Source organism: Shewanella sp. BJSY2023SW007 (assembly GCF_047314525.1).
Taxonomy (GTDB): domain Bacteria; phylum Pseudomonadota; class Gammaproteobacteria; order Enterobacterales; family Shewanellaceae; genus Shewanella; species Shewanella chilikensis.
In genome coordinates, this window is record NZ_JBKORL010000089.1 from 1 (window position 1) to 16300 (window position 16300).

At 51.9% G+C, this 16300-nt stretch carries 14 protein-coding genes; 4 read left to right on the plus strand and 10 right to left on the minus strand.

All coding sequences use genetic code 11. The features are described 5' to 3' along the window. Positions 1–285: 285 nt before the first annotated feature. From gmhB to ACMHXE_RS14610, 4 genes are all read right to left on the minus strand, one after another. Positions 286–840: a D-glycero-beta-D-manno-heptose 1,7-bisphosphate 7-phosphatase gene (gene gmhB / locus ACMHXE_RS14595; protein ID WP_096142695.1), complete on the minus strand. Its 555-nt coding sequence runs from the start codon at positions 838–840 to the stop codon at positions 286–288. A gap of 193 nt (positions 841–1033) precedes the next feature. After that, on the minus strand, positions 1034–1558 hold the full coding sequence (locus ACMHXE_RS14600) for a hypothetical protein (RefSeq protein WP_071237957.1): 525 nt from the start codon (positions 1556–1558) through the stop codon (positions 1034–1036). Between the two features lie 3 nt (positions 1559–1561). Then, positions 1562–3685 (minus strand): aldehyde ferredoxin oxidoreductase, encoded by a 2124-nt coding sequence (locus ACMHXE_RS14605; protein ID WP_101053458.1) that lies wholly within the window; start codon positions 3683–3685, stop codon positions 1562–1564. A gap of 14 nt (positions 3686–3699) precedes the next feature. Further along, positions 3700–4344, minus strand: coding sequence for a 4Fe-4S dicluster domain-containing protein (locus tag ACMHXE_RS14610; RefSeq protein ID WP_039035623.1), 645 nt, complete (start codon positions 4342–4344; stop codon positions 3700–3702). Between the two features lie 341 nt (positions 4345–4685). Between ACMHXE_RS14610 and ACMHXE_RS14615 the strand changes: the two genes are divergently transcribed. The 3 genes from ACMHXE_RS14615 to ACMHXE_RS14625 all read left to right on the plus strand — a co-directional run bounded on the left by ACMHXE_RS14615 (position 4686) and on the right by ACMHXE_RS14625 (position 9105). Then, the gene (locus ACMHXE_RS14615; RefSeq protein WP_413732663.1) at positions 4686–7013 is read left to right on the plus strand and encodes a multiheme c-type cytochrome; all 2328 of its coding nucleotides are present in this window, start codon (positions 4686–4688) and stop codon (positions 7011–7013) included. Positions 7014–7269: 256 nt separating this feature from the next. Further along, positions 7270–7941 carry a GntR family transcriptional regulator gene (locus ACMHXE_RS14620; RefSeq protein ID WP_101053454.1) on the plus strand — a complete coding sequence of 224 codons (672 nt, stop codon included), beginning with the start codon at positions 7270–7272 and terminating at the stop codon, positions 7939–7941. An 87-nt stretch (positions 7942–8028) separates the two neighbouring features. Then, positions 8029–9105, plus strand: a complete 1077-nt coding sequence (locus ACMHXE_RS14625; protein ID WP_101053452.1) for a ketoacyl-ACP synthase III — start codon at positions 8029–8031, stop codon at positions 9103–9105. A 232-nt stretch (positions 9106–9337) separates the two neighbouring features. Here the strand turns inward: ACMHXE_RS14625 and ACMHXE_RS14630 are convergent, their stop codons facing one another. Continuing rightward, complete coding sequence (locus tag ACMHXE_RS14630) at positions 9338–10210, minus strand: flagellar protein MotY (RefSeq protein ID WP_101053450.1); 873 nt, start codon at positions 10208–10210, stop codon at positions 9338–9340. A 141-nt stretch (positions 10211–10351) separates the two neighbouring features. Between ACMHXE_RS14630 and rnt the strand changes: the two genes are divergently transcribed. Further along, on the plus strand, positions 10352–11020 hold the full coding sequence (gene rnt, locus ACMHXE_RS14635) for a ribonuclease T (protein ID WP_101053447.1): 669 nt from the start codon (positions 10352–10354) through the stop codon (positions 11018–11020). Positions 11021–11169: 149 nt separating this feature from the next. Here rnt and ACMHXE_RS14640 read toward each other — a convergent pair whose 3' ends face one another. From ACMHXE_RS14640 to aroC, 5 genes are all read right to left on the minus strand, one after another. Beyond that, on the minus strand, positions 11170–12186 hold the full coding sequence (locus tag ACMHXE_RS14640; protein ID WP_101053445.1) for a DUF3137 domain-containing protein: 1017 nt from the start codon (positions 12184–12186) through the stop codon (positions 11170–11172). A 364-nt stretch (positions 12187–12550) separates the two neighbouring features. After that, the gene (locus tag ACMHXE_RS14645) at positions 12551–12820 is read right to left on the minus strand and encodes a YfcL family protein (protein WP_025010460.1); all 270 of its coding nucleotides are present in this window, start codon (positions 12818–12820) and stop codon (positions 12551–12553) included. A 3-nt stretch (positions 12821–12823) separates the two neighbouring features. Beyond that, the gene (locus ACMHXE_RS14650) at positions 12824–13951 is read right to left on the minus strand and encodes an ATP-NAD kinase family protein (protein WP_413732666.1); all 1128 of its coding nucleotides are present in this window, start codon (positions 13949–13951) and stop codon (positions 12824–12826) included. 42 nt (positions 13952–13993) lie between these two features. Beyond that, entirely contained in the window at positions 13994–15181 is a 1188-nt protein-coding gene (locus tag ACMHXE_RS14655; RefSeq protein ID WP_101053441.1) for an MFS transporter, read from the minus strand. Beyond that, positions 15182–16276, minus strand: coding sequence for a chorismate synthase (aroC, locus tag ACMHXE_RS14660; RefSeq protein WP_413732668.1), 1095 nt, complete (start codon positions 16274–16276; stop codon positions 15182–15184). Between the last annotated feature and the right edge of the window lie 24 nt (positions 16277–16300).

A 16300-nucleotide genomic window follows, 5' to 3' on the forward strand; every position in this document is an offset into this window, starting at 1 on the left:
TCGTATGAACACTCTTCATCGAGTTAAATCGTTTTGTCGATTTCTCAATGCCTGTGAGTGTCCACACAGATTGCTTGATATATTGTTAAAGAGCAAAAGAAGCCAGCCAAGCATTTCAACTTAAAGCATTCGATGCTTGAATCTTTGACTTCCAGACCCTGTCGCGGGTCAGTGGTTGCGCATTATAGGGAGCCTGAATTTTTGCGCAACCCCTAAAAGGCGATTTTTCTTATCAAAGCCTTCGAGTGATTACTATTACACCAAGAAGTCCGATAATCCGCCAAATTAGGCCAGTGATGCCAGATATTTAGGTACATCGGCAATGCTATCCAGTACTACGCTCGCCTCATCCATGGCTTCCTGAGTCACCTCTTTGCCACTTCTGACCAGGATCCGCACCGGGATCCCCGCCGCTTTGGCGGCGCGCATATCATCAGCCTTGTCACCAACCATTACACTGGCAGCAAGATCCAGCTTAAGAAAACTGGCAGCACTGTTGATCATTCCTGCCTTGGGTTTACGGCAGTCACAATCCTGCTTGTATTCACCTATGCCCTTCTCCGGATGGTGCGGGCAGTAATAGATACCATCGAGATCCACGCCCTTGTCGGCAAAGTTCCAATCCATCCATTCAGTCAGGCTGGCAAACTGCTCTTCAGTGTAGAGCCCACGGGCAATCCCCGACTGATTGGTCACCACCACCAGCTTATAGCCTTGTTGCTTCAACGCCAGGCAAGCATCGAAGACGCCTTCGATATATTCAAAATCATCTATTTGATGTACATAGCCGTGATCGACATTGATTACACCATCTCTATCCAAAAAAACCGCTCGGTTCACTGTTTGCCTCCCAGAAAGCGAATGGCGATATTATTCCACTCATTGCGGCAAAATGCACTGTGAGAACAGGCTTATGTTGTGAGCTTGACGGCAGAGGATAAGAAAACCCGGGCATTGGAGCCCGGGATAAGTGCCTCACCCGGATGTCTGATGCTCGGGAGCACGCCCGCAGGGAGGCATCAGACTTCCGGGCTCAGCATGACCATTCAAACGGGTCGTAGTCTGCGAGCACTCTGGCATATTCAGGACTCAGACCATCGGTGGAGAAGTAATACCCCTTGCCATCGTTGCCTATGTCATAGCGTATGTCGTCATATTCCGGCATCGCCAGCAACTGTTGTCGCAGCGCTTGCTGCGCTTCGACATCCAGGCTATAAGGGGGATACCCCAAAACCGAAGCCTCAAGCACAGCGGTATGGCGACAACTGGCTTCGCGGATCTGCTGCGCCAGGGTCGCGGCAACCTCGCCGCGTTGCAGTGCCAACCAACGGTTGGCATAGCTGTCGACCATGTAACGGTCTGAATAGAAAAAGTGTTCTCCCTCTGATACACGCATCTTCAGATCCCTGTGTTCAGGCGCCAGGATCAAACGGATATACTCTTGTACCGCATCCACAGCCTTCTCTGTGTCATCCCCTGCCACAGCCAACAGCTGCGGCAGGGAAACCAGACGTCCGTGCTGGCTGAACAACCGGATAAAGTCCACCAGTTCCAGCATGCTTTATCCCGGCAACAAGCCACGGGCCTCCAGCGCATCGGCGGCATAACCCAGGCCGAATTTTTCCAGGGTTGATCTCAGCGGTGCCCCGGTTTGCCTGTCCCAACCAAAATCGTCATAGAACATATCCAACGCCTTTTGAATATCGTCCCTGTCCATCTTGATGGTGCCTTCATCGCCGAAGGCTTTGTCGGGATCCAGGTCGTAAACCCAATCACTGAGCACATCGTGCTCATTGCGCATATTGATCTCATTCATTTGAATGATGGTCAGCGCCCGGTGCAAATGCAGTACCCGCTCGGCCATAAAGTCGAGCTCAGTCTCAGTCACTTCTTTACCTGTGACCAAAGAGAACATCTGGGATTCTATGGTGCTGTCTCCGCGATAGTTACGATTCTTGTCCGGCGAAGCCAGCAAGGGGAACATCCAGTTACAGAGAGTCAATGAGTCGTGCAGCACATTTTTCACCAAAGACCACTTGGCGAACTTAACCTTGGCCGGGTTTATTGGGGTATACCATTTCACCTTATCAAAGGCCCCTTCGCCCCAGAATTCGGCGGCTATGGTTTCTATCATATCCTGAGGCAAGCCACAGTTAACAATATTGATATGGGAGTGACACTGAGCATCGCGGTTGAACACCATGTTGATCAGGGTGCCCACCTGCCCTGCGGTCTCACTGGCATGGTGCACAGCGGCGTTGGTCTTCTTATTGAAAATTTTCACCGAGGATTCTTTGTGGATATCCCAATAACCGAGATCCGGATTACGTCCATCCAGTTTCCAGCGCTCAATGAGATCCGACATGCCATCGGCCATATGGGCAATTTCCCCTTCGCGATAGGCGATACGGCGGTAAAAATCGATAAGAAACGCCGGATCTTTCTTGTCCCACAGATCCCATGGGATGCTGTCAAACTCCTCTTTAGGCAACAGATATTGGAACATATCGTGTTTTTTGAGGTACTTGAACAGGTGCGAAATCAGACCATAGTTACACCAGATGCCGTAATCGTCGATCAAGTTACCACCCAGCGCACCTGTCATAGCATGTTCTTCCGAGCCCTTCTTGGTATCCATCAGATACTGAGGCGCCAGGAATCCCATGCAGACGTTGGAGATATGTTCGCTCTTGCGACCATATTTCTGTTTCAGCTCAGGCACCTTTAGTTCACAGAAGCAGCGAATGGGGCAGGCATGGCAGCCACCGGTACGCTTCATCCATTTGTTGGCGTACTCTTCACCGAAGTACATCTCGGCCATTGAGGTACGGAAGCCTACCTTGTTACGTTCATTCCAAGGCACCTCGCCCAGCTCAATCTGCTGATCCGATTGCCCCCATTTAAGTCCGGGACGCGCCTTCCAGCGGCTAATACCATTGGAATATTCGGCCCAGGACTGCGGAGTAGAAGGCACAACCCCTTGGTTATTGGCGCCTATAATCCCCAGAATATGGTCATCGAGCCGACGCATGTTGGTGTTATCGGCGGCAATGGCCACAGCCCCTGTACCTATGATGCCTATCCCTTTGAAGTTCTTTGACCCTAGTACAGCTCCATGGCCTCCGGCAGAATGTCCACCCTGAGTCATAATCACTGACAGGGGCACCTGATTCTCCCCCGCCTGGCCTATGGCAGCCACCTGGGCATTGGGGCCCATCATTTCGGCTATCATGGCGTGGGTATCAAAAATCCCCTTACCCCAGAGCGCGGCGGCTGATTCCAATGTAACTTTACCGTCTTCAACTCTGAGCCATACCGGTGCAGCGGCGCGACCTTCAATGGCGATGGCATCAAATCCAGCATATTTCATTGCCGGTGAAAAGTGACCACCGAAATGTCCATCAGAAATCAGATGATCTTTAATCACTGGGCTGCGGGAAGTAATAGTAGTACGACCAGTACAAATCACCCCGGAACCGGTTAATGGTCCGGCGGAGAATACAATAATATTTTCAGGGTCTGTGGCCTTAATATTATCTTTATGGCCATCCCAAAGAATCTTATAGCCTATCCCCATACCACCAATATAATCATGATACTTATCGGTTGACTCTGTTGTAATATCACCGGTTGTTAAATTAACTCTTAATACTTTACCGGCCCATCCGCCAAGTTTATCTGTCATTTTCTATTACCTCATTAACCGATCAGGCCAGTATATTTTTCATATTGTTCGAGTGCAGCTTCCGCCTGTTCCCAGGTATAAAACTTAATCGCACCGGTTGGACAAACCTGGGCGCAAGCCGGTTCGCCCTGACACAGATCACACTTCACGGCTTTCATTTTGCTACGCACAACTTTGATCACTTGTTGCGGACATTTATCGGCACAATAACCACAGCCGACACAGCGCTTTTCATCTATCACTTTAGCGCCGGTTTCCGGATGAGTTGAAATAGCCTGCTGCGGACAGACCTCTGTACAAACCTCACAATGGCGACAAGTGGCCGGCACCACAGTGCGGTCGCCGCATTCCCCCCGCTGTTCTGTGTAATTGAACTGCACGCCATGAGGCCCATAGTTCATGTTGTGTTCGACTTTGACCCTTGCCAGGGTTGGGCTGCAATCGCCTTCATGGTTCCAGCCACAGGCGATTTCACAGCGACGGCAACTGACGCAGATAACCGGATTAACCACCATCAATCCACCGGGTAACACCTCAACCTTTTCATCGCTGTCGTTGTCGCTGCCACAACCGGTAAGAAAGCTGATAAGCGTTCCACCATAGACAGTGCCTACGGCAGCTCCCATACTCCCTTTCAGCATTCCTCGTCTGGTAATCATATTGCGTTCCTTAATTAGTTTAAGAAATATTATTTAAATATGCATACACCAAAAACCCGACGACTCATGCTAATTAAATCCAGACATTTTTTCCCAATCTGAGTCACATTTACTCACAGGCAAGTCGGTCAATCTCATTATCTAAAACCACAATCAAATATTAAAATTACAATCTTCTAAAAATAGAAAAACACAATTTAGACTGAACCTGCGCTTATCAGTTATAGCTGGAACATATTGACGATGGTCACAGACAAATTATTCAAATCAAATAGATTAAGCCTCGCATACATTCCTAATTAGAAATCCCGACAGAATCTAAAAACTTAAAGGAATGGGAAATGATGAAATTCAAGCCTAAAAACGCCTGGTGGAAACTATCTCCACTGGTGGTTTGCTTATTGGCTGCATGTTCCGATGGCGATGACGGCCAAGTGGGTCCTCCGGGCGAAGTGGGGATCAATATTGCCAAAGCCAAATCACTGCAGGCCAATATCGAAGCCGTCACCATAGATGAGCAAACCCGGGTTTCGGTCGACTTTTTCTTAAGCGACTCTAACGGTGTTGCCGTGACAGGGCTGGAACAACTGGAACAGGTTTCAGCCTTGGCCATGGGCATAGCCAAATTGGGCAGCGCTCAGCCCATGTACGGCGATTCAAAGCCGGTGGAGGGACGCTATGAAATAAGCCGCGCCCCCCAATGGATAAGCTATATCAATAAACTGGTTGAGCCGGGAACAGGGGCAACAGCAAAGGCCGCAGCACAGTGGCAAGCCGGGATTGAGAGTGACTGTAAACTCGATTGTCTGCAAAGCTTAGGCCAGGGGCGTTACCGTTATCAATTCAGCAAGGCACTCAATCAATACCCAAGCTTTGAAGGGCTAGATACCCAGTATGAGAGTGATAAGACTCACAGGGTCTATCTTGAACTCAAACCCGCTGCCGACAGTTCCCCGAGCAGTATGCTGATCAACAGTGTCTATGACTTTATTCCTGCAACCGGCCAAGCCGCCGCAGCCGAAGACAGCCGGGTACTGATGGATCAGCAGCAAGCATGTTATCGCTGCCACGGCAGTGACAGGGATAACAGTGAGGCGCGTTTGTTAATGCACGGCAGTAAGCGTTTTGCCTTTGAAGGCTGTGTTATGTGTCACACCAGCTATTCAGGCGACCCTGAAACCGGCTCGGCGCTTGATATGGCGACCCTGACTCACAAAATTCACCAGGCCGATTATAAGGTCGTTGGCTATCGAGGCCATGAATATGACTACAGCCAGTTGCACTATCCAGGTGATATCAACGACTGTAAGAGCTGTCATATTCCCGATGCGGCGCCGCAAGCCAACCAATACTTTATTCCCGGCAGTAACAGCTGCCTGAGCTGTCACAGTAAAGATGCCCCGGATGACTGGAATGGCAGTGCCAGTGCTTTATTCCACGATAGAGAACTCTTCCCCAGAGGATGGCAACAGAGTTGCTCAGGCTGCCATCCGGATGCCAGCAATCCAGAAGGCGCAGGTAAAATCCACTTGAGCCTTGGCAAGACAAGTAAACTCATCAAACAGGAGTATGCCTTTACGATCTCCGCTGCCGCTATCGATGGCGACAAGCTGAATATCGGCCTGGATTATCGAAGTCAAGGACGGCTGCCGACTGATGATCCGGCTATTGAGTCTTTGTGGCTGACCGTCAGTGGCGATCCCGAGCCGCTTAATCGTCCGCTCAACAATGGTCAGCACAAGATTTGGAATTTGGCCAAACCTGGGGACGACGTCACCCTTGCCATGCAGGGGCACAGTCTCAGCGCCGCCATAGGCCCGCTTCAGATAGCGGACTTCGGTGAGCTGGACAAGACTCGGGTTCGGGCGAAACTGCTTGTCTGCGCCGATCCCAATACAGGCTTTGCGGTGGCTTGCGATGCCAACTCTACCCGCATCGAGGTGATTGCCGAGAACGCATTGTCGCTCACCGGCGCTCCGGCGAGCAGCAAAGCCATTGCTGATGAAACCGCTTGCCAGCGCTGTCATGACAGCGATATGCAGCAGCGGGTTGTCAGCGCTCATACGCTGGCCAGTCATTTCCAGCCAGCTAATGACAGTTGTGGCAGTTGTCATGCGCCTCAAGGTGCCACGGCCCTGACTGATAAGAGCTGCAACGACTGCCACAACAATGGCACCAATATGTACCTGAATGCCGGGCTGAAACATACTCCGGGCATGGATCAAGTAAAAGCGGTCCGTACCCTGAATAACAGTCTGAATTACAGGGAAATGGTGCATTCGCTGCACAGTGGTACCCGTACTGTAGCCGGTATGGGTGGCGATAGAGAGGCGGCCACTTATCCCAAGCCAGCCAATGATTGCCGCGCCTGCCATAGCAAGGGTCAACTTACACTGGAAGGCCTGAGCCAAAGCGCCTCCGTGTTGGTCGCCACTCCCGGCGCCACCGAGAAAGGCCAGTTGGCTGAATACTCGCCAACGGTTGCAGCCTGTGGTGGCTGCCATATCCAGGTGGATAAATGGGCCAGCCATGCCGAAGCCTTCGGTGGCGTTTTCCAAAAAGATGCCAGTGGTGGACCTGTGTATCAGAGCGGCAGTGAAAGCTGCGCCATCTGTCATGCCGAGGGACGTAATAACGGTGTCGACAAGGTACACGGCCTCAAGGATTGAGCCACATTGTCTTATCGGACAAAACGGCGCTTAGGCGCCGTTTTTGTATGCTGTTTTTATCAATTCAGGAGCTCAAACCTGCCAATCCGACATAGCTGCGATGTTTGCACCAACTTAGCACTGCTCTGCTCGAAATCCACCATCACCTTGAACAACGCAGAAACAGGACCCCCTAGTGGTTTCCCTTTATTTATCTGAATATTCGCTGTAGTCTTAATCGGATCAAAACCGAATAACGTATACAAAGACGGGATCTATGAGCCGAACTACGCCCATCGTTCATAAAACGCGCACTCAGGTTGTGGTCGAAGTGTTGCGGGAAAAAATTCTTTCAGGGGAAATCGCAGCCGGTGAACCGTTGCGTCAGAGCGCCCTGGCAGAAGAGATGAATGTCAGCCGGATTCCGGTCAGGGAAGCCCTTTTGCAACTGGAAGCCGAGGGTTTGGTCAAGTTTGAAGCTCATAAAGGCGCCACGGCTACCGAACTATCGGTTGAACAAGTCAGCGAGTTATTTGAACTCAGAGCACTGATTGAAACTGATCTCCTTGCCAAAGCCATTCCAAACCTGCAGGATGAAGATCTGCGTCAGGCCGAAGCCGTACTGGACAAACTGGAATCCGCCTTTAAACAGGATAATGCCGTGGGCAGTTGGAGCGAACTCAACACAGAGTTCCACACAAGTTTGTACCGCGCCGCCAACCGTCCCCATACCATGGAAGTCGTACATGGTCTGAACACCAACTGTGATCGCTATATACGCTTACAGTTGTTGCTGACAGGCGGGATCCCTCGAGCCGAACAGGATCACAGGGATCTACTGCAATTATGTCGGCAAAAGAAAATAGATGAGGCCGTGGTCCTGTTAAGGGCCCACATACTGCACGCTGCCAATGCCATTCAGGAATTGGTAGCCCAACAGGTGAGCTGAAAAATCACGACCCTTTCCAAGCAATAGCGCTTTAGTTGTCCAAAAGACAGATCTGGCTTCTGTCTTTTTATTTTGAGAGTAAATTCAATGCAGTACGCCACTATTACCGGCTGGGGAAAGTGCGTTCCCCCTGCCGTACTGACCAATCATGATCTGGCTACCTTTATCGATACCTCCGATGAATGGATTAAACCCAGAACAGGGATTAGCCAGCGTCATATCAGCCACGTCAACACTTCTGAATTGGCTACAGTCGCTGCCCAGCATGCGCTGGCCGCCGCCGGCATAGAAGGTAGCGAACTGGACATGATTATCCTGGCCACCGCCAGCCCGGACACTCTGATCCCCAACATAGCCTCGACCGTACAGGCCAATGTAGGCGCAACCTGTGCCGCCTTTGACATTAACGCCGCCTGCAGTGGCTTTCTCTACGGCGTAGGCCTTGCAACCGCCCAGATAAAGAGTGGTCAATGCAAAAAAGTACTGGTTATCGGTGCCGAGCGTCTCAGCTTTTATCTCGACTGGTCAAGAAGAGAAACTGCAGTACTATTCGGTGATGGTGCTGGTGCTGTAGTACTGGAAGCGACAGACAGCCCATGTGGCGTACTGGGCTATGAGCTCAATAATGACCCAGACGGTCGTGACATTCTGAAGGCCAGTTTCGGTACGGGTATGGACAGATTTGTCGCCGAGTCGCTGGACTTCTACATTCAGTTTGACGGTCAGGAGATTTTCAAACGTGCCATCAACGGCATGGGTAAACTCAGCGCCCAAGTATTGGACAAATGTGGCTTGGACAAGGAAGAAGTCGATTGGGTAATCCCCCATCAGGCCAACGAGAGGATCATCGACACTCTGGTGCACAGAATGAAGATCCCCAAAGAGAAAGCCTTCGTCAATATAGCCAACTATGGCAATACCTCGGCCGCGACTATTCCCATCGCCATCTGTGATGCGTTGGAAAAAGGCATGATCAAGCCAGGACAACACATTCTGTCCTGTGCCTTCGGCGCTGGCCTCACCAGCGCGGCCTTGCTGCTGAAATGGGGTGATAGAGTCACACCGCTGAAACAGAGTGATGCCGAGCTGCCGCCATGCGAGCAGACAGGTATTGAACTGGTAAAACGCGCAGTAGACTATTTCTGCCATCGCGATAAGGCTTAAACGAATTAAGCAGAACCCCAAACAAAAATGCCGTTCATGGAAAGTGAACGGCATTTTCGTTTTTAGATGCCATACTTGGCCAGGAATAAGATGTCCGGTAGCTACAAAAAGTTACCTTGACGAATATAGCCTAAAACGCTTACCGGAATACACTAACTCAATTGTGCCGCTTTCTACAAAAGAGAAGGCCTCGAGGACTTATTCGCACCTTCTCTTAGGTCAGTTCTTGGCCCTACTTGAGCGGTTTGCTTATCCGGATGACTACCCGGCGGTTACGGACCCGTTCATCACTGGAATCATTGGATGCCACATGCCGCCGTTCGCCGTGTCCTTCGGTATGGATCCTGTCTCCCGGGATCCCCCTTGCGACAAAAAAATCTTTAACTGAGTCAGCTCTCTGTTGTGACACCTTCTGGTTAATACTGCGACCGCCATAACTATCGGTATAGGCATCAATCAGTACCAGCTCCACTTCAGGATCGTAGGCCAGATATTCCTGCACCCGCGCCAGTTGCGCCTTGGAATAACGGGTCAACTCAGTCCCCCCCATCTCGTAGGTAAGCACGGTAAAAGCGATATCATCGAAACTGTAAGGCAGTAGATTGGCCAAACACTGTTTGAACTCGCGGTATTTCTGGGCAAAGTTGGCCGCGGAAAGACCGACCGCCACCTTGTTGCTTTGGTTGTACCAATCGCTGTAGTAAAAAGTGGGTTCCATGCCGCGGTCCAGCTCTGCCAGCATGGACCAGGCGGCCTTTTTCGGTACTTCACCATTGAAATATTTCTGGTAGCTCAGCTCGGTAATCGCCTTGGACGTCACTCCAGGACGCCAGGCCGGTGCTTTGCTCATCAAGCGGGCATGGGTCACGGCATCGGGCTTTTGCCACATATCCAGAGTAAATTGCAAATTCAGATCTTTTCCCGCATGACTGGAAAATACGGCTTTACCGTAGGCGGGAATATCGTGCTCCAGGCTACAACCTAGAGGCGTGTTTTGCGCCACGCGCCAATGAGAGTCGTCGAGCGACGCCACATAGTGCCTGAGATCCGCCATCGCCGACAGCGGCAGACAAAGAGTCGACAGCAGAAACAGTTTACGCCACATAGAAATCTCTCTTTTCACACACCATGTTGTCTCTATCGGCAAAGAAATTCATTCCTTTAGCCTATAAAAACAACAATCGAACATGACACCCTGTTGATGTTTTAGCATAATAGCCGCTTCGTTATTTTCCAGGGGAAATGCATGACTCAGCCAAGCCTAGCCAACCAACTCAAGCACAGATTCAGGGGTTATTTCCCTGTTGTGATCGACGTAGAGACTGCTGGCTTTAATGCGCAGACAGACGCGCTGCTGGAGATTGCGGTCACCCTGCTGAAGATGGATGCAGAGGGTAATCTGGGCATAGACAGAACCCTGCACTTCCATATAGAACCTTTTGAAGGCGCCAATCTCGAGCCGGAGGCGCTGGCATTCAACGGCATAGATCCCAACAACCCTCTCAGGGGAGCCGTCAGCGAGAAAGAAGCTTTTCTGGAGATATTCAAGGCGGTGAAGAAGGCACAAAAGGCGGCCGATTGCCACAGATCTATTATAGTGGCTCACAATGCCGCCTTCGATCACGGCTTTGTCAGCAAAGCAATCGAGCGCAATGATATCAAGCGCTCGCCGTTTCATCCCTTTGCGACTTTTGACACCGCCACTCTGGCCGGTTTGGCCATAGGCCATACAGTACTGGCCAAGGCCTGCACCTTGGCCGGGATCCCCTTTGACAACAAAGAAGCCCATTCGGCGCTTTATGACACAGAGCGCACTGCCGAGCTATTCTGCTACATAGTGAACCGCTGGAAAGCCCTTGGCGGCTGGCCTTTACCTGCCACTGCCGAAACCGACACCCCACCAGAGGCTATCTAAACCGGCTCAGACATATAAGCCGACTCAAACTGGGGGATTTCCTGGCCTTAAGCCAAACTATTTGAGCGTTTGGCTTAAAGGTGCATCAGCAACCACCGACCAGAAACCAAAGACACCCCGGCTCAAAACCAAGGTCTTGAGCCTCGAGTTTAAAGCCCGGTGCGACTGTCTAATTTCAAGGCTTTAATCAAATCGAACACTTCATGGATTTCTTTAAACACTTGCTCTATGTCTGCGCTGAGATCCAGCGGCTTGAGTAGATCCAGTTGTGGCTCAAAATAGCTGTGCTGACAGGCTATTTTGACAAACAATCGCCCCTGTTTGAAACAAGCTTCCAGCTCACCTTGATAAAATCCTGATAGTGACAACAAACGTTCCATGGTCGCGGTATTAAGCACATATCTGGCTTCGAGCTGATCGTCACTGTAGACCTCAAATCTACGCTCAAAGTCCGGGTCTTCCAACCTCACCCTCGAGAGTTTGCTTCTGAACTGGGCCAAGCCATTGCCCATAAAACCTTTATCGCGGCGCACCTGGATGGTAGCGGAAAATGTCTTCGGCAGCTCAAACTCTATCACTATGCCGTCGAACAGCGTCTTATATTGGGGACCATTATCATTCTTGCCTGTGCGTTCGAGCAACGTCAGTTCCCTAAGCAGAAAAGGCACATTAAGATACTTGCCTCTGACCGAGTTTTGAAAATAACCTTTGTCATAGGAGGGAAAGAGACCATAGTCTTTATAGCTTTCCAGTTCAGGCAATCCCGGAGGATTGAACGCAAAGCTTTTACCGAAATAACCCAGCAGTAAAGGATAGATCTCCTCAACTATCTGGGTACGTAGTTCACCTATCTCACTGCCTGCCCAGATATTGGCCAACACCACCAACCCCAAAGATACCACGGCGCCACCAAAACCAATGAAGAACACCCCATCTTCGAAATCCAGCATGAAAGCGCCGTAGAAACTCATGGCAAAAAACAGCAAAAATGCCGGAATGCCGATAAAGGTGAGAGGCGCAACTATCTTTCTACGCTCTCTATACCTGGCAGCGGCTGCCTCTCGCACCGACTCATAACGTCGGCACTTGGGGGCAATCTGTTTCCCGTAATATTGGCCGAAGGCCAGCTTGTCCTGCTCCGGGATCTCCAACTCCATTGAATTCATCCTGTGTTCTTTATTTTTGCCATTTTTTCCGGGTCACCCCGCGACTATCCGAGAGATAGTCTCTCAGCCTCAGATCAAGCAGTTGCAAAATGCACAACGAACACTAAGACTGACATTTCCCCTTTTACCGCAGCATTTCACCCAATGTCACCTTTACTCCGGTAACCCGGCCCAGAGTACAAAAACGCTGTCGGATAAAACTATTCTTACGTAGGGCTTTAAAGAGACAAAAATCCGATGACTCTTGTCATCGGATAATAATTATTTCGATAAAATTGCCGGTATTACAGCTTTCCTTTTCAACAAGGAGCCACTGCAGGTTTTATACCACAACAACAAACTTGTCTCGCTGTGCCGACAGAACTCAGGCAGCGATCCGCTGTTTCAGTTCTGACCAGGCGTTATCCACCAGACGGTAGTCGGCATCTTCCAGCTCTTTGGCTGCCAGTTTCAGGCATTGCTGCATCCGCTCATTCAAGGCATCCGGCCCTTGCTCTGACTCATTTTCCAGCTCGGCCAGCACCACGGCAAAATGCCCCTGCAGGTAACCGCTGGCAAACAGGGCATCATCGTCACCGCCGGCCACTATCTCGCCAATCCACTGCTCCAATGCCTGTTCGTACTTCTCTAACATGCTCTACTCCGCTAAGTCTGGGTTGGCCACCTGATACATCACGTAATCCCGGTAACCTGTCACAATTCGATAATAGCCACTAAGTTCGCTATCCAATTTCTGGTCGCCACTATCCACGATAAGCGGCCTGCCTTCAAGTGCTTTTAGTTTGCTTTTGGTGGCAAGGATGATGATATTTTCCTTGCCAATGCGCCGGATAAGCTCGGGCGACAACTGTTGATTGCCACGACCAAGAATGTGCCCTTGGCCGCCTATCAGGGTAATGACCAACTTAACCTTTTGATTTTCAGTGGCACTCAATAACTGCGCCGCATTAAGATCCGAGGCCAGCAGGGTCTTATTCTGCACCAGATCCACCCCGAGCAGGGTGTTGTCGAGCCCCAGCTCCTCCATTACGGCCGCCACTGTACTGCCGGAGCCCATGATATAGAGCTCATCTTCCATATCACCGACCACCTCGGCGGCAATATCCGCCAGCACCAGTTCATCCACCTCGCGGCCGCCCATCTTCACCGCCTGGATATATCGCGGCTCGGCAGGCACTGTCATTTCACCATAACGCCGCGCCCTGACAAGGCCTTGGCGGAAGGCCTCTTCGTCTATGTCCATCACATCGGCGCTCATCAAGCTCACCAGGGCGCCTTCCAGCAGTTGCTTCAATACCAGCCCGGATGCATGGGGAGTAATGCCATAAACCCCCGAATGAATTTTGACCCCGGCCGGTACACCAAGCACCGGGAAGTGCTCACCGACAACTCCATAGATATCCCTTGCCGTGCCATCGCCGCCGGCAAACAGCAGCAAGTCCAGCTCCTGCGCCATCAAGGCCTTGGCGGCAGCCTGGGTATCACTGCGACTGGTATCCGTCGCCGCTTGGTAACACACCTTTGTGCGAAAACCCAGCTTTTGCGCCAGGTCGGCGCCCATGTTACCCGAGGCGGTATAGATTTGCAGACGCTCGGCAAAAGGCGCTATCACAGCCAAGGCCTGTTCCATTCGCAGACCGGCCTTGGGGGTGGCGCCAAGGCTAAGCGCCTCTTTTGCCACACCGTCGCTGCCCTTGAGGGCCACACTGCCTCCAAGCCCGGCCAGCGGATTAATGATAAGGCCCAGTCGAAACATTTTACTCATAACTCTCTCCGGCAAATGATGCTCTGCTCTTGTAAGAAATCATCAGGCGTCAATGGGGTCACTTTGTGATTGACGCCTGGAGTCGCTACCCGGAATAGCCAGCACGGCCAACATGGACAGCAAGGCGCACGCGGCGGCAAACACCCAACACCAGAAGGCGCCGCTGCCATCGCCCCAAATCAGGCCGCATACCCAGGTGCCCAAAGCGCCGCCGACGCCAAAGCTCAAACTGGCGTAAAGTGCCTGGCCCTTGCTGCGGTGGCTGATATCAAAATTACGGTGAACAAACTGGATGGATGCCGCATGGGTCAAACCGAAGGTAAAGGCATGCAGCAGTTGGCTGAGCCCCAAAAGCAACATGCTTTCGGCGCCAAAAGCCACCAGCAGCCAACGCAGCACCGTCATGCCTATACTCACCAGCAGCAGCGTCTTGACCCCATAGCGACCGAGTAACCTGGGCGCTATCATAAACATGAAGATTTCCGCCACGGCACCTAGCGCCACAAATATACCGGCGCTGGCCTCTGTGTAACCCACCTGCTTGAGATAAAGCACGAAAAAGCCGTAGAAAGGCCCGGCGCTAGCTTGAAGCAACATGGCAGACAGTAAAAACCACAGCAGCGGCCGCCCAAGTTTGAGTGCCGGTTTATCCTGCCCGGCTCCCGCCGAAGCCCGATTCGATGGCAAGGGTAAGGCACTGCCCAGTAACCCAAGAAACAGACTCAGCCCCACATAGAGCAGTACCTCGGGGCCAAACTCCTTGATGGCCCAGCCGGTGCCCACCACCAGCACGATATAGCCGACACTGCCGAAACTGCGAATGAGGCCATACTTGTTGGCTTCAGTACCCAGGGTTTCCAAGGTGATCACCTCAAGCTGCGCCAGAATCGCATTCCAGAAGAAGGTATAGAGGGCCAGACTCAGCGCCAGATAGAGAAAGCCACCATGATAAAAGAAACTCAGATAGGTCAAGGCGGCGGCAAAGGCGCCGAGCTTGATAAGCTCAGAGCGCATACCGGTGCGATCCGCCACTAGCGCCCAGACATTGGGCGCGACTATGCGGGTTGCCATGAGTATGGCCAGCAGAAAGCCTATTTCGGCGGCGTCGAAGCCACGGTTGTCAAAAAATACCCCCAGATAGGGCACCATGACACCGAGTATGCCAAAGAAGAAGAAATAGCAGGCAGAAAGCCAGGCGAGCTGTCCCCCTGCGGGAAACAGTCCGCGCATTTATCGCATTCCAAGTACAGGTGTAAGACTGCTGACATCCTGGTTTTGAGCCCGATGACGCAGCAAGTGATCCATCAAGACTATCGCCAACATGGCTTCGGCAATGGGCACAGCGCGGATCCCGACACAGGGGTCATGCCGCCCCTTGGTCACCACTTCGGCCTCTGTGCCCTGCACTGTCATGCTCTTGCCTGGCACGCTGATACTGGAAGTGGGTTTCAGCGCCATATGCGCCACTATGGGTTGCCCGGAAGAGATACCCCCGAGCACGCCGCCAGCATGGTTGCTGTCAAACCCGGCAGGCGACATCAGATCTCTGTGCTCTGAGCCCTTTTGGTTAACGACGGCAAAGCCATCACCGATTTCAACGCCCTTGACCGCATTGATCCCCATCAGCGCATGGGCAATATCGGCATCGAGACGGTCAAATACCGGCTCGCCAAGGCCGACCGGCACATTGGTGGCCACCACACTGACCTTGGCACCGATGGAATCACCGGTTTTTTTCAGCTCGCGCATATAGTCATCCAACGCTTCCAACTTGGAGGCATCGGGGAAGAAAAAGGGGTTCAGCTCTACCTGCGCCATATCCAGAGTGTCGGCGCAAATAGGCCCAAGCTGGGAGAGATAACCCTGGATCTCAATGCCGTGTACCGCCTTGAGGTATTTCTTCGCCACGGCCCCTGCCGCCACCCGCATGGCAGTTTCCCGCGCCGAGGAGCGGCCACCGCCGCGATAATCACGCAAGCCATATTTTTGCTGATAGGTATAGTCGGCATGTCCGGGACGGAACAAATCTTTGATATTGGAGTAGTCCTGGCTACGCTGATCGGTATTTTCAATCAACAGACCAATGGAGGTGCCTGTGGTCTTGCCCTCAAACACGCCGGAGAGAATACGCACCTGATCCGGCTCGCGCCTGGCAGTGGTATAACGGGAAGTCCCCGGACGGCGACGGTCAAGATCCTGCTGCATATCGGCTTCGGTCAACTCAAGCCCTGGCGGACAGCCATCGATAATGCAGCCCAGTGCAAGCCCATGGCTTTCACCAAAAGTGGTGACGACAAAGTTCTGACCTATGCTGTTTCCCGACATCCGCTTAATTTCCCCCTGGAGATA

Coding starts and splice junctions, on each gene's coding strand:
- aroC (WP_413732668.1), bottom strand. CDS start 16,276: ATGTCGGGAAACAGCATAGGTCAGAACTTTGTCGTCACCACTTTTGGT.
- ACMHXE_RS14620 (WP_101053454.1), top strand. CDS start 7,270: ATGAGCCGAACTACGCCCATCGTTCATAAAACGCGCACTCAGGTTGTG.
- ACMHXE_RS14650 (WP_413732666.1), bottom strand. CDS start 13,951: ATGAGTAAAATGTTTCGACTGGGCCTTATCATTAATCCGCTGGCCGGG.
- ACMHXE_RS14610 (WP_039035623.1), bottom strand. CDS start 4,344: ATGATTACCAGACGAGGAATGCTGAAAGGGAGTATGGGAGCTGCCGTA.
- ACMHXE_RS14645 (WP_025010460.1), bottom strand. CDS start 12,820: ATGTTAGAGAAGTACGAACAGGCATTGGAGCAGTGGATTGGCGAGATA.
- ACMHXE_RS14615 (WP_413732663.1), top strand. CDS start 4,686: ATGATGAAATTCAAGCCTAAAAACGCCTGGTGGAAACTATCTCCACTG.
- ACMHXE_RS14640 (WP_101053445.1), bottom strand. CDS start 12,186: ATGAATTCAATGGAGTTGGAGATCCCGGAGCAGGACAAGCTGGCCTTC.
- ACMHXE_RS14625 (WP_101053452.1), top strand. CDS start 8,029: ATGCAGTACGCCACTATTACCGGCTGGGGAAAGTGCGTTCCCCCTGCC.
- ACMHXE_RS14630 (WP_101053450.1), bottom strand. CDS start 10,210: ATGTGGCGTAAACTGTTTCTGCTGTCGACTCTTTGTCTGCCGCTGTCG.
- ACMHXE_RS14655 (WP_101053441.1), bottom strand. CDS start 15,181: ATGCGCGGACTGTTTCCCGCAGGGGGACAGCTCGCCTGGCTTTCTGCC.
- rnt (WP_101053447.1), top strand. CDS start 10,352: ATGACTCAGCCAAGCCTAGCCAACCAACTCAAGCACAGATTCAGGGGT.
- ACMHXE_RS14600 (WP_071237957.1), bottom strand. CDS start 1,558: ATGCTGGAACTGGTGGACTTTATCCGGTTGTTCAGCCAGCACGGACGT.
- ACMHXE_RS14605 (WP_101053458.1), bottom strand. CDS start 3,685: ATGACAGATAAACTTGGCGGATGGGCCGGTAAAGTATTAAGAGTTAAT.